The organism is Sphingobacterium zeae, from assembly GCF_030818895.1.
Taxonomy (GTDB): Bacteria; Bacteroidota; Bacteroidia; order Sphingobacteriales; family Sphingobacteriaceae; genus Sphingobacterium; species Sphingobacterium zeae.
This window is the reverse complement of the sequence record NZ_JAUTBA010000001.1, coordinates 2,453,386-2,467,943: the sequence shown is the minus strand read 5'-3', so window position 1 is coordinate 2,467,943 and position 14,558 is coordinate 2,453,386. Positions and strand designations below refer to the sequence as shown.

The window sequence follows — 14,558 nt, the reverse complement described above, 5'->3', positions numbered from 1 at the left end:
TATATGAATAGTAAAGCAAAGTTACTGACGGTTTTCATCTTATCTTTTGTCGCATGGTCCTGTAAAACAGATAAGTTGGTCAGCAATCAATACCTTGCCCCTAACTTACCCGAACAGTACCGCGACCAGGCTAAAGCTCCGCAGGAAACTAGCATTGGATCTATTCCATGGCGTGATTTTTTTAAAGATCAAATCCTACAGACATTAATTGACAGTGCGATACAACATAACTTAGATATGAAGCTAGCATTGAAAAACATTGAAGCGTCTCAACTGAGCCTGAAACAAGCAAAAGCGAACTATCTTCCCTCAGCCCAACTACAGATCAGGGGAAATAGCACCAACCCATCCAATAACAGTATGAATGGATTGAGCCTCGGACAGTTTTTAGGCCAACATCATGTGGAGGATTATACGGCATCCTTAGGTTTATCCTGGGAGGCCGATCTATGGGGTAAAATCAAAAATCAAAATAGCGCTGCTTTAGCTTCCTATCTACAGACAGAAGAAGCGAAAAAAGTAATACAAACCCAATTAATTGCACAAGTTGCACAAGGTTATTATCAACTGCTGATGCTTTATCAATTGCGTGATATCGCCAAACAAAACTTGCAATTGAGCGATACAACCTTACGCATCGTCCAGCAACAATATGACGTTGGTGACATTACGCTGCTTGCGTTGGAGCAGGTCGATGCGCAGCGGTTGTCTGCAGCTGCCTTAATCCCCGACTTTGAACTGCAGATCACTATTCAGGAAAATGCCATCCAGATTCTTAGCGGAAAACTCCCGCAGGAAATTAAAATAGCGGAGAAATTGTCGAATATTCAATTCCCCGAAGAATTAGCAACTGGCGTCCCAGCCGATTTGTTAAGTCATCGTCCGGATGTAAAACAAGCTGAACTGGCTATTACAGCTTCACAAGCTTATCAACAATACGCAAAGGCACGCATGTATCCTTCCTTGGTTATTAGCGCCGAGGCAGGAGTAAATGCATTCAAGGCAAGCAATTGGTTCAACTTACCGGCTTCATTATTTGGTGCAATTACAGGAAGTATTACGCAGCCAATTTTACAGCGGAAGGAATTGAAAACCCAATATGAACTGGCACGTGTCGAACAAGAAAAGAACGTATTGATTTTCAAGCAAAAAGTAATCTCAGCAGCTGGAGAAGTTTCCGATGCTTTAATTTCAATTCAAAAATTGAGAGAAAAACAAAAGATTACTTCGGATAGAACTAACCGGTTAAAAGAAGCTACAAAACATGCGAACCTCCTATTTGAAACTGGAATGGCCACCTATCTGGAAGTGATAACGGCCCAGAGTAACATCTTACAAAGCGAGCTTGAGCTTGCTCAAGTAAAAAAAGCGGAGCTTGCTGCTGTTGTTGACCTTTACCGGTCCTTAGGGGGTGGATGGAGCAATAATTAATACTTTAAACAAGCATTTTCTAATTTTATTTATACATATCTGGTAGATGGGGACCCTAGGGTCTCCATCTTTTGTTTGTTCCAGCATTATACGCCTGAGAGCATCAAATTGATATTTCAGTAGGGGCTTTATACGCTTCAGCATAAATTTGTCGTCTAATACTAAAAGAAATTACAAAATTTGTATAGATTTCATTTAGAAATATAAGTTAAACAAATGCGGGATATTAGGATCTATAAAGACGAGAATAATCTAATTAGTAAAAATAAAAGAAGGCTGATATTCACCTTTCTGTCCTTTCTGCTCATTTATTTGGTCGCCTATATTATAGATCCTTTCTCGAATTGTTGGGCTGGCTACTTTCAAAGAAACATGTTCGAAATACTCGGCGAGTGGACTTTTACGATCATCTACAGCTTTATCATATCCGAATTCAGCATCATTGTCCATGACAAACTTGACAAGTTTTTAACTTGGAAAGATAGCCCTACGGAGCGACTACTACTTGAAACCGTCATCAATCTCTTGACGGTATTATTTATCAACTTACTCTTGGAGTACCTCATCTCAAAATATTACGTTGGTCCCCAAAATGTTACTATAGCCCCATCATTGGAGGAAAAAAGAGGCATGATACAAAATATTACAATTAGTGTTTTGATTGCGCTCATGATAATGGGTATCAATATCGGTAGTCATTTGATCACCAACTGGAAAAATGAGTCCATGCGTGCAGCAAAGCTCGATCAGGTCATTCTAGAAACAGAACTTCAATCGTTAAAATTACAAATCGACCCTCATTTCGTATTTAATAACCTGAGCGTACTCTCAGAAATCATTCTCGAAGACCAGCAATCAGGTTACGAGTATGCAGAAAACTTCTCCAAAATATATCGCTACCTTCTTATCAATTCTAAAAAAGATATTATCTCACTTGAAGAAGAACTCAATTTTCTAAATGCATATATATTTCTTATCAAAAGCCGATTCGGCGATGGAGTTAACTTCGAGATAAACGTTAACCCCGCCAAACGCAATTTCCAATTGCCTCCTCTTACCTTACAGTTGTTGGTAGAAAATGCACTAAAGCATAATCAGACAAATAAGAGAAAACCGCTGAAAATTAAAGTCTACACCAACGCCCAGAATCAACTTGTTGTTGAAAATATATTAATTCCTATTGAGAATGTATCCGAATCATCGGGAATCGGAATTTCAAACATCATTAAAAGATACGATTTGCTATCCAACTTAAAACTGCAAATAAAGAATGATGGCAAAACATTTAACGTTATCCTCCCACTTTTAGCGCAAGCATAATGAATATAACCAAAGTATTAATCATCGAGGACGAAAAACTCAATGCCGATCGTTTAAAGCGACTTTTGAAAGAAATAAAACCATCCATCGTTATTTTGGATGTACTTGATAATATTGCGGATAGCATCAATTGGTTTAATAGCAATGAACTTCCCCACCTGGTCATGATGGATATTCGTTTATCCGATGGCTTAAGCTTTGAAATATTAGAGACTATAAAAATAGACTGCCCAATCATATTTACAACAGCATTTGACGAATACGCTGTGAGGGCTTTTAAATTCAATAGCATAGATTATTTGCTCAAACCTGTAGAAAAAATAGAGCTGGGAAATGCCATCCAAAAACTTGACTATCAAAAAGATCTCCAGATCAACCAACAACCGCTTCAAGGTTTATTGGATTTTATCTATCCAAAAGATTTTCGCTCACGTTTTCTAATTCCATTCAAAGACGGCTATAAGACCATTCTCGTCGAAGAAATATTATACTTTTACTCCGAATTTAAACTTACCCATGCGCAACTCAAATGTGGTACTGTCGAAATTGTCCCTCAAACAATGGAAGAACTCGAACAGCAATTGAATCCAAAAGTATTTTTTCGCGCCAACAGGCAATTCATTATACATATAGATGCGATCAAAAGATTACATAACCACTTCAACGGAAAACTAAAAATAGAAATTAAAAATAACGATCAAGTGGAAATCCTTGTGAGCAGAGAAAAGGCTCAACTGCTAAAAAATTGGTTAGACTATTAATGCTAAACTGATCCGCTTGCTCCTTTTTTCCTCAGAAAGGTAAAGTAAGTTTTCGCGATGAAGAAGGGAATGCCAATCGATCAGACCAATATCTTCAACACAATTGGATCGTACCATTTAATATCGTAAAATTCAGCTCATCACTGATACGTTTCAGTAAGCAATTGTAACGTCTCGGTAGATTTCTTTGCCTTATGGCTTAAAAGAATTCTTTTCTTTGTTTCATTATAAAATGATAAAATGGCACAAAGAACGATGACTTTAAAACCTTTCCTTACACTTATTACAGCAGCAGCATTATTATCGTCCTGTGGAGGCAACCAAGAACAACCGCAAGAGCAGGCAGTTACTGTTGACTTTATCGAATTATCTCCTACCCACGCGGAGACCGAAAAAAAATATCCTGGTACATTAGAGGGGACCGTCAACGTCGATGTCAAAGCGCAAGTAACGGGATATCTGGATCAGATTTATGTCAAAGAAGGAGACTATGTATCCCAGGGTCAACCCCTTTTCAAAATAAAAGCTGATGTCTACAACGAACAAGTAAACAACAGCAAGGCAGCTTACCAAGCTGCTTTATCGGCAGAACAAAACGCGAAATTGGAGATTGAAAAAATCAAACCACTTGTTGAAGGTAAAGTGTATACCGAATTACAATTAAAAACTGCAGAGGCCAATTATGCCGCAGCTAAAGCACAGGTAGCGCAAGCACGAGCTGCACTCGGTTCATCTCAAATAAATGCCAAATTTACGTTGATCAATGCACCAGTGAGTGGTTATATCGGCCGTATTCCTAATCGGATCGGAAATTTAATTACCGCAGCAGATGCGACACCGTTAACAACGCTATCTGAAATCAATACCGTAAATGTGTATTTTTCATTGAGTGAGGCCGATTTTATAGCCTTTATCAAAGATCAGAATAACAAAACATCCAATCAACAAGCAACGCTATTACTAGCTGATGGAACGGCATACAACCATTCGGGGAAAGTAGAATTAGCCAGTGGTAACATCGACAGAACAACCGGAAGCATGGCACTTAAAGCAAGTTTCACCAACCCTGATAAAATTCTCCGTTCGGGTGGTTCAGCCAAAGTAATCTTGAAAAAAGCGCACGAAAACGTTTTGTTGGTCCCTATGGCGGCTGTCAAGGATATTCAAGATCGCTACTTCGTTTATGTTATTGGCGAAAAGAACAAAATTTCCATGAAACAGATTGAAATTGCGGGAAATACCGCCAACGCCTATTTACTTAAATCAGGACTTACAGCTGGTGAAAAAATCGTTATGAATAGGATTGACATGCTTAACGATGGAATGCAAGTTCAACCGACTAAAAAATCCACCATGTAACCAGATGGAGCGTAGATAGCAACGACAGAGCTGCTGAAAAAGTTCCTTTTTAAATATTTGGGAGAAATCCAGGCAATAGCAATCATGGCAAAAGCTGCAACGTCCAAAGAGCTATAACACGCCTATACGTTCCGTATGCACTTTTAAAAAATGGTACTAAAAGCTTTATAAAAATTATACTAAAATGTTAAAGAAATTTATTGACAGGCCAGTTTTGGCAACTGTTATATCGATCATATTTGTCATACTGGGGGTCATCGGTCTTTTTAGGCTGCCCCAAACGCGATTCCCGGATATCGCCCCGCCCACGGTCCAAGTTACCGGAAGCTATCCCGGAGGAAATAGCGAAACAGTATTGAGATCAGTTGTTACACCCCTTGAAGAACAAATCAATGGTGTGGAGGACATGGAATACATTACATCGACTGCAAGTAACGATGGTACATTCTCTGTGCGCATTGTCTTTAAAGCAGGTGTAAACCCAGATCAAGCAGCCGTCAACGTGCAAAACAGAGTACAACAGGCTACTCCGATCTTGCCACAGGAAGTTGTCCGAATGGGATTAACAACCTCCAAGCAACAAAATAGTATGATCATGATATTTAATATCTATACAGAAGATAATAAAAAATATGATGAACTATTTTTACAGAATTATGTGAACATCAACTTGATCCCACAGATCAAGCGTGTTCCAGGGGTCGGTCAGGCGATGGTATTTGGTTCCAAAGACTATTCGATGCGTGTATGGTTGAATCCGCAAAAAATGGCAAGTTATGGACTTGTGCCGCAAGAAGTTATTGCTGCAATTTCCAAACAAAGTCTGGAATCTGCACCTGGAAAATTAGGTGAAGAATCAAAAGCACCTCTTGAATATGTTATACGCTATAAGGGGAAAAAGAATCTTCCAGAGCAGTATGAAAACATTATCGTTAAAAACAATAATGTCCAGATCGTACGTTTAAAGGATGTGGCACGTATTGAGTTTGGCTCGATCAGCTATAGCGGTAATTCCCAAAATAACGGTCTCAATACCGTCACCATCGGTATATTCCAGACATCAGGCTCCAACGCCAATGAAATTGAAATTGGAATCGACAAACAGATTGAAATAGCGCAACGCTCATTCCCTCCTGGAATCAAGATTTTTAAATTGATCAGTACCAAAGAGCGTTTGGATGAAAGTACAGCTCAAGTACGTTCGACATTGATTGAAGCCTTCATTTTGGTTTTCCTCGTTGTATTCTTATTCTTACAAGACATACGATCGACTATTATTCCAGCAATTGCAGTCCCTGTAGCTATTGTAGGTACCTTCTTCTTCCTGCTCGTGTTTGGCTTTACCATCAATATATTGACGTTATTTGCCCTCGTACTCGCCATTGGTATTGTTGTCGATGATGCAATTGTCGTTGTCGAAGCAGTACATGGAAAGATGGAGACTTCCAATTTAACAGGTAAACAGGCTACCCATAGTGCCATGAGTGAAATCACAGGAGCTGTAATCTCCATTACCCTGGTGATGTGTGCAGTTTTTATTCCCATTGGGTTTATGACAGGTTCATCGGGTATGTTCTATAAACAGTTTGCCTACACTCTTGTGATCGCCATTGTGATCTCTGCGATCAATGCCTTGACGCTGACACCTGCACTATGTGCATTATTACTTAAAAATACACACGCCGAAAATCAAGATGGACAGACCCCAAAAACTGGGTTTTCTCAGCGTTTTTTCAAAGCGTTTAACGCAGGCTTCGAAAACTTGACCAACCGATACGTTGGTTCATTAAAATTCCTGGCAAAGAAAAAATGGATTTCCGCACTTTTGATCCTGGCTACAATTGGCGTTGCGGGGTACCTCATGACAAGCACTTCCAAAAGTTTCGTACCAATGGAAGATGATAACTTTGTCGTATACAGTTTGGAAATGCCCCCAGGAACGGGACTGGACCGAACAACAAAAGCAGTAGAAAAAATCGAAAAACTACTGGCCGATATCCCTTCGATTGAAAGCCATACAAGTATTACTGGATTCAATATGATCGGTAACAACTCCAGCGCAGCCTATGCGACAGGATTTATACGCTTGAAAGATAAAAAGAAACGTGGTGAGATGAACGATATTGATCAGATTCACCAAGTGATCTCACAAAAATTATCCAGTGTCAAAGAAGGTAACGCAATGGCATTTCGCTCCCCTCCTGTTGATGGTTATGGTATGATGAATGGCGCGGAACTCGTTTTGCAGGACAGAGCTGGTAAATCGCCGGTAGAGCTTAAAGCAATGTCCGACTCCGTTATTGCGCAGATTATGAAACAACCGGGAGTGCAATTTGCCTATACCATGTTCAGAGCAGATTATCCACAGATGGAGTTAGAAGTAGATGAAGACAAAGCGGCCCAACTTGGTGTAGATGTCAGTGAAATGCTTTCGTCCGTTCAAACATACTTTGCGGGTGACCAATCATTGAATTTCAATCGTTTTGGTAAATTCTATCGGATAGCAGTTAAAGCGGATGGCATTTATAGAACCGATAAAGAAGCATTCAACGAAATATTTGTCAAAAATAACCTTGGCCAAATGGTCCCTGTGAATACCTTGGTCACACTTCGTAAAGTGTATGGTCCTGAGTCGGTAACCCGTTATAATTTATACAATTCGCTCACGATAAACGTTGTTAGTACGCCTGGTATCAGTAATGGTGCGATCATGGAAACATTGGAGAAAAATGTATTGACCAAGTTACCGGGAGACTACAGCTACGAATGGACGGGACTTAGTTTGGAAGAGAAGTCATCAGGCAATCAAACCGTACTTATCTTAGCATTAAGCTTGCTATTTGTCTATTTCTTACTATCAGCACAGTACGAAAGTTACTTATTGCCCCTTGCCGTCCTGTTATCCATCCCAACAGGTATGATCGGCTCTTTCCTAGGAACACGTGCTATTGGGTTGGACAACAATATCTACGTCCAGGTCGGCTTGATCATGCTCATCGGTCTTTTGGCAAAAAATGCCATTTTGATTGTTGAATTTGCTTTACAGCGGAGAAGAGCAGGCTCCTCACTCATTGATTCGGCTTTAGAAGGCGCAAGAGCTCGTCTACGCCCAATCTTGATGACTTCATTGGCTTTCATTGCGGGTATGGTCCCCTTGATGTTTGCGACCGGCGGAACGGCCACAGGCAACCATTCCATCAGTACAGGAGCAGCAATGGGTATGTTAAGCGGTGTTATCCTTGGCGTAATTATTATACCATTACTGTACCTGGTGTTCCAATATTTGCAAGAAAAAGTTTCGGGTAAAAAACTTACGGACAATACAGTACACAATACAAACGATTAAAATGAAAAAATTTCATCACTATATAACAATTTTCGCAAGCACTACCCTGTTGTTGTCCGCATGCAGCGTGGGCAAAAAATACACCCGTCAGGAGATAGCAATGCCCGAAAATTTCAAAAACAGCGAGGTTGTCGTGACGTCTGATACGCTACAGCTATCCTGGCGTAACTTTGTACAGGATCCCCTGTTGACATCACTCATTGAAAAGGCTTTGTCCAATAATACGGACGTCAATGTAGCACTCCTGAACATGCAACAATTGGAACTCGCGTACAAGCAGTCTAAGAAAGGATTACTGCCAACAGCTGATTTAAGCATTGGAGCGAATAGAACCTGGTTATCGAGCAACTCCTTGAATGGCTCACTGAGCGACCAATTTATTGGGACACCCTATATGGACGATTATAGTGCTACGCTCAGATTGTCTTGGGAAGCCGATATATGGGGAAAGGTAAAAATGCAAAAAGAGGAATCCTTGGCCAATTTTTTTGGCCAAAAGGAAAATTTATCGGCCCTGAAAACCCGGGTTATTGTACAGGTCATCCAGTCCTATTATAATCTGATTGCTTTGGATGAACAGCTTACGATTGCACAAAGAAATGTTCAATTGAGCGATAGCACATTGAATATGATACGTTTGCAATACAACTCATCACTGGTCAGTTCGCTTGCTGTGGAGCAAGCCGAAGCTCAGAAGAAAACTGCTGAATTATTGATTCCCCTAGCCCATCAAAATATGGCGGTCGAAGAAAATGCACTGAGCATTCTTTGCGGAGGTTTCCCCGAGGGCATTCAACGTACAGCAAGTTTAGATGATACGATTGTTGGAGCCGGACTTGCCGCAGGGGTACCGGCCGAACTATTAAGCCGCAGACCAGATGTCAGAGCAGCTGAATACGCTGTTGTGGCTGCGACAAGCAGAATGGGACTCGCTAAAGCAGCAATATACCCCTCCATAAGCTTGACTCCGTCCATTGGTACAAACTCCATTCAATTTAGCAAATGGTTTGATCTACCGGGTTCTATTGTGAAAACAATAGCAGGGAATATTGCTCAACCGATTTTTCAGAAAGGGGCCTTGAAATCAAACTATGAGATATCGGTCATCGAACGCGAAAAGATAGCTTTGCAGTTTAAACAGTCGGTTATGGTCGCAGTTTCGGAAGTTTCGGATGCCTTGGCAAAAATCAAACATACAGAACAGCGCCTGCAACTTATCCACGCCAAATCAAATGCCCTCGCCAAAGCCACCGCTGATGCGGCCTTACTTTACAAAAGTGGGATGGCAAACTATTTGGAGGTGATAACTGCCCAAAACAATGCACTTCAAAATGATTTGGATCGTATTACAGTAAAACGGGAAAAGCTCAACGCAGCCATAGATCTTTACCGTGCACTGGGTGGCGGAACAGATTGAATGGTGAAGAAGACAGGTTAAAAAGAAAAAATGCGTATCATTTTCAACAAAGCCCTATATTTATCAAACGGTTTGGCTTTTGATTCCTAAACCGTAAAAACAGATCTAACAATTTATTATACATACATTAAATAGATATTACCTTTATGAGCAATACTGATACTGAACAAAAATTTGTTAACCAGCAGATCCAATACCTTGAGTTTGTATCAAGCGACCTTGAACGTTCCAAAGCATTTTATACGACGAGCTTCGGTTGGGAGTTTACAGACTACGGGCCGGAATATACATCTTTTGGAGGAAAATATGTTGATGGTGGTTTTACACTTGGTGCCCCCAGAAATGGCAGTATTCTCGTCGTTATCTATGCCGACGATCTACAGGCTACGCGTGATCAGGTTATCCGTGCTGGCGGCACGATATTGCAAGATATTTTCAGTTTCCCGGGCGGAAAAAGATTTCAGTTCCAGGATCCTGATGGATATGAATTAGCCGTGTGGACTATAGAATAAAAATATACATTTTATTATAAAGCCCCCATGTTCTTCTGATATGGGGGCTTTATAGTCTAAAACTAAGCCTTTTTAGCTTTCTGATAGTTTTTATTTTTATTCCTATTGAAACGCTTCTTCTTATGCTGCGGATTTTTTTTGCCAGGGTTGTAAATAGGTCCCGCTTCAAACCCCTCAGGCAATGGCAGTTGTTCAATCGGATAACCTATTAAACTTTCAATCTGGACGAAGCGATTCTGGTCCTTTTCATTAACAAAGGTAATGGCCGTTCCTGTGGTCGCTGCCCGCGCGGTACGCCCGATACGGTGAACATAGTCTTCCGGATCTGGTGGAACATCATAATTAACGACCAAACTGATCCCCACAACATCGATACCACGGGAGATGACATCGGTACCCACCAGTACCCGTACCTGACGGGAGCGGAATCTGCCCATGATATCTTCTCGTTTCGACTGCTCGAGATCCGAATGGAATCCCTCGGCATCAATTCCTTGCTTCTGTAATTCCTGAGCAAGAAGTTTGACCGTGGTCTTTTGGGATGCAAAAATAATAACCGATACATAGTTCGGATCCTTCAGTATCATTTTTAGGAGCTCCATTTTCTGTTGATCATAGACAAGATATACACGTTGATCAATTCCCTCCGAGGGTTTGGAAATGGCAATATTGACTTCCACAGGATCTAGTAGGATTTTTCGGGCAAAGGACCTGATTTTTACTGGCATAGTTGCTGAAAACAAAAGCATCTGCTTTTTCCTCGGCAGATAACTTACAATACGTAAGATATCGTCTTGAAATCCCATATCCAACATACTATCGGCTTCATCCAAAACAAAGTGCTTTAAGTGAGAGAGATCAATCTTCATGGAGGTAAGATGGCTTATCAACCTACCCGGCGTAGCAACAATGATATTTACTCCCTCTCGTATAGCGCGCTTTTGCTGCTCGTACCCCATACCGTCGCCCCCACCATAGATGGCTATGGATGTTGCACCGGTATAATAAGACATGCCCATAATTTGCTGATCGATTTGCATAGCAAGTTCCCGGGTGGGAACAAGGATAATAGCAAGAATGGATTCCTTTGAATCCCGCGCTATCGCATCGAGGATCGGCAACATATAAGCCGCTGTTTTACCTGTACCTGTCTGTGCACAGGCAATCATATCTTTTCCCTCTTTAATAATCGGGATGGTCTGTTCTTGGATCGGCGTAGCTTCCTCAAACATCATACTTTCTAAACCTTCTTCCAAAGCTGGAACAAAGCCAAATTCATCAAATCTCAACGTATTGTTTTTATTGTTGTGCCCTAAATTACTAAATCTAATTCATAAAACTCTAAAATTAATACCGATAGCTAGTTACTTATTCCAAACAACGTCGCCGTGGGACTAATCCACGCAGAAATTAGGAATGAAGTTGCAAGCCAAACATAGCATGTTTCTGTAGATGAAATTAATCGGTAATCTGTTTTCTGTTTCCAGATGACACAACACTCAAAACAGTATAACCAAGCATGCCTGAGCAAAAAGAAGCGATCAGCACAGCAAACTTTGCTTCCTCAATTAATATGTTATCATCAAAAGACAGTATCGAGATGAAGATCGACATCGTGAAACCGATTCCCCCCAATAAGCCTACTCCAAAAATCTGTTTCCAGCCAGCCCCTTCCGGTAATTGCGCAATATTCAGTTTTTTGGCGATGAAACAGATCAAAAATATTCCAACTGATTTTCCAACGATTAGACCGAAGATAATACCAATCCCCAATTTTGAAGTCAAACCACCAATCATTTCCCCATGGATTGGAATAAGCGTATTCGCAAATGCAAACAGCGGAATGATAATAAAATTGACGGGTTTGGCCAACAGATGCTCCAATTTTTCCAGGGGGGATTCTTCCGCGTCGGGTGTTGTTGGCAAAGTCATGGCAACAAGCACACCCGCTATTGTAGCATGAATGCCAGAATGGTGAACAAAGTACCAAATAAATAGACCCGGAATAAGGTAAGCCCATATCGCTTTAACGCCCAGTTTATTCAACACGATCAAAAACAGAAAGATGCCTAAAGCAATAAATAAATAGGTCGCATGAATACCATTGCTATAAAAGATCGCAATCACCAATATGGCAAGTAGGTCATCAACAATGGCCAAAGCAGCCAAGAAGATCTTAAGACTGGCAGGAACTTTATTCCCGAGAAGCGTGATAACGGCTAAAGCAAATGCAATATCCGTTGCCATGGGGATACCCCAACCATGTACAGTCGAGGTGCCCTGATTCAAAGCTAAATAAATGATGGCTGGCAAAAGTGCCCCCCCAACCGCAGCCAAAATGGGCAGGATTGCTTTACTTGGCGATGAGAGTTCACCCTCTACAATTTCACGTTTTATCTCGAGCCCCACCAGTAAGAAGAAAATAGCCATCAAACCATCGTTGAGCCACAATAACCACGAATATTTTAAATGAACATGATCGCTCTCAAAGCCTACTTCCTTGTTCAGGAATTCCATTACACTGGCATACAAAGGTGTATTTGCAACGATCAATGCTAGAATAACACAGGAAAAAAGTATAATTCCACCTGCAAAGCTGGATTTTAAGAATTCTCTAAAGACAGTTAAATTGATAAGTTTTGACATGATTTGAATATCTAAAAACGCTTACAAAGGTTCACAAGATACGATTTTTATGACCATTTACCGAATTCGAGCGACGATATCCCGGGTTATATCCAATGTAGCTACCCTTTTATTTTTCGAACCTAACAAATCAAATGGGAGAAACAGAAATTATACATTAAATTTTTATAAAAAGCTTTGTCATTTTTTAATGAAATAATTTGGCTTTGTTGCAAAAAATACTTAGCTTGCTACTATAGTTAATAAACCGTTTATTATGTGCAAGAAGTGGATTTTCATGGTACTTCTTTTCGTGGCAAATTTTACATATGCGCAGACGACAGAGGATAAAACCCAACATTCAGGTTCCCATTACATTATTTTAGCAATCATCGCTATTATTGTCATTGTTTATATATTATACAGGAGGCAAAAGAGGAAATTTAATGAATAAGGGAGATCAGTAGATCTCCCTTATTCATTAAATTTCCTCTTTATACCCTTCTCTTTCCTATCGACCTTTCAATGCCTCACATCTTAATCACGAATCGGTTCATTCGTTTGTGCTAATCGTTGCGATCCCGTATTTGCCGGACATGCAATATCGTCTGTTGCATCGTATACAAGCTTCTTGCCATTCAATTTTGTAATCAACTCTTGAGGGACATACACCTGAACTTTGGTAATCGCATAACCACTTGGAAAATAGCGAACATAATAACCATCGGGGTGAAGCGTCCAAATACCACTTGGAACGTCCGTACGAGGTTCAGCCATACCAGCTAAGATTGCATATTGTTCAAAATCAGCGTACGAATAGTTTCCTGAGGAAACGAGCTGCCGAATATTATTTTCCGCTTCAAAGATTGTCTGCACTGCAGGAGGCATTTGGTCTTTTGCCTTTTGGACAACATCGAATGGCAAAACGCCGAGCGCACCACCTTCCAAATGCAAAATTTGTTCAGCTGTAAGCAATTTTAAGGCTGTCTCTTTCACCGGACCCGAATAATCAATAAATTTTGTCTTCGCTATGATCGTCCACAATAGCATCTGTATGTCAGATTGGGCAACTTCTGGGTGCTTTTCAGCACTTTTCAAAATTGCAATGACCACTTCTCTCTTCTTGCCCAATGTAGGTGCATACATATATCCATCACCTTTCGAAGGCGCATAAGTACCTGCTTTCAAGCAATAGCTCTTATTGGTCATTTCAAAATGTCCAGCCTCCAATAGGTAACCATCATTGCCATTCTTTTGCAAATTTTCTAAAGGTTTATAAACAGCCGTATTTTGAAAATCAGGCATTTGCTCCCCCTTCCTATTTACATCCTCAAAACTTGTACTGATCGCTTCTGGTTCCTTTAGCAGTTTATCCAAACCCAACATTTTGCTTCCCTTGGAAGCAACGGCTTTGCTTGCCTTATCCAATAGCCCTCCAAATTGAGCCGAGGCTCCTTGGATATTAAATAAAAAAGCAACTGTAAGTATAACGACACCGGTTATTCTATTTCTTTTCATAATTGATTTCATTTCAGCTCTTGTCCACAAAAAAGAAGCCAATTTAAATCACCAACACAATATTTATAATTTATTAATTCATTGTTTGCACACATTACCGGATTTCACACGTCATTTCAAAGATCCTATTCATCCATTGAAATTTCACAGCAAACAGATTTTCAAAAGAAGCTAAAAACAGTTGATTTCCCCGACATTACTCTCCTCAATTTCTCCTGAAACTGATCACCGTAAATAGTTAAAAATACAATATTAAAACGTATCTTTGC

At 40.3% G+C, this 14,558-nt stretch carries 10 protein-coding genes; 7 read left to right on the top strand and 3 right to left on the bottom strand.

The window, feature by feature from the left end; all coding sequences use genetic code 11:
- Positions 1–3 precede the first annotated feature (3 nt).
- From QE382_RS10205 to QE382_RS10175, 7 genes are all read left to right on the top strand, one after another.
- Positions 4–1,431 carry an efflux transporter outer membrane subunit gene (locus QE382_RS10205; protein ID WP_307185791.1) on the top strand — a complete coding sequence of 476 codons (1,428 nt, stop codon included), beginning with the start codon at positions 4–6 and terminating at the stop codon, positions 1,429–1,431.
- Between the two features lie 372 nt (positions 1,432–1,803).
- Positions 1,804–2,751, top strand: coding sequence for a sensor histidine kinase (locus tag QE382_RS10200; RefSeq protein ID WP_307185790.1), 948 nt, complete (start codon positions 1,804–1,806; stop codon positions 2,749–2,751).
- Entirely contained in the window at positions 2,751–3,512 is a 762-nt protein-coding gene (locus tag QE382_RS10195; RefSeq protein ID WP_046674547.1) for a LytR/AlgR family response regulator transcription factor, read from the top strand. The genes QE382_RS10200 and QE382_RS10195 overlap by 1 nt, the downstream gene beginning before the upstream one ends.
- Positions 3,513–3,752: 240 nt before the next feature.
- Positions 3,753–4,871 carry an efflux RND transporter periplasmic adaptor subunit gene (locus QE382_RS10190; RefSeq protein WP_307185789.1) on the top strand — a complete coding sequence of 373 codons (1,119 nt, stop codon included), beginning with the start codon at positions 3,753–3,755 and terminating at the stop codon, positions 4,869–4,871.
- A gap of 184 nt (positions 4,872–5,055) precedes the next feature.
- Entirely contained in the window at positions 5,056–8,217 is a 3,162-nt protein-coding gene (locus tag QE382_RS10185; protein WP_307185788.1) for an efflux RND transporter permease subunit, read from the top strand.
- Between the two features lies 1 nt (position 8,218).
- The gene (locus QE382_RS10180) at positions 8,219–9,634 is read left to right on the top strand and encodes an efflux transporter outer membrane subunit (RefSeq protein WP_307185787.1); all 1,416 of its coding nucleotides are present in this window, start codon (positions 8,219–8,221) and stop codon (positions 9,632–9,634) included.
- Positions 9,635–9,780: 146 nt separating this feature from the next.
- Positions 9,781–10,146 (top strand): VOC family protein, encoded by a 366-nt coding sequence (locus QE382_RS10175; RefSeq protein WP_293954969.1) that lies wholly within the window; start codon positions 9,781–9,783, stop codon positions 10,144–10,146.
- 62 nt (positions 10,147–10,208) lie between these two features.
- Here QE382_RS10175 and QE382_RS10170 read toward each other — a convergent pair whose 3' ends face one another.
- The 3 genes from QE382_RS10170 to QE382_RS10160 form a co-directional block, all read right to left on the bottom strand.
- A complete protein-coding gene (locus QE382_RS10170; RefSeq protein ID WP_307185786.1) occupies positions 10,209–11,435 on the bottom strand; it encodes a DEAD/DEAH box helicase in 1,227 nt (408 codons plus the stop codon).
- Between the two features lie 169 nt (positions 11,436–11,604).
- Entirely contained in the window at positions 11,605–12,792 is a 1,188-nt protein-coding gene (gene nhaA / locus QE382_RS10165; protein WP_307185785.1) for a Na+/H+ antiporter NhaA, read from the bottom strand.
- 516 nt (positions 12,793–13,308) lie between these two features.
- Positions 13,309–14,289, bottom strand: a complete 981-nt coding sequence (locus QE382_RS10160; RefSeq protein ID WP_115045738.1) for a hypothetical protein — start codon at positions 14,287–14,289, stop codon at positions 13,309–13,311.
- Positions 14,290–14,558: the final 269 nt, after the last annotated feature.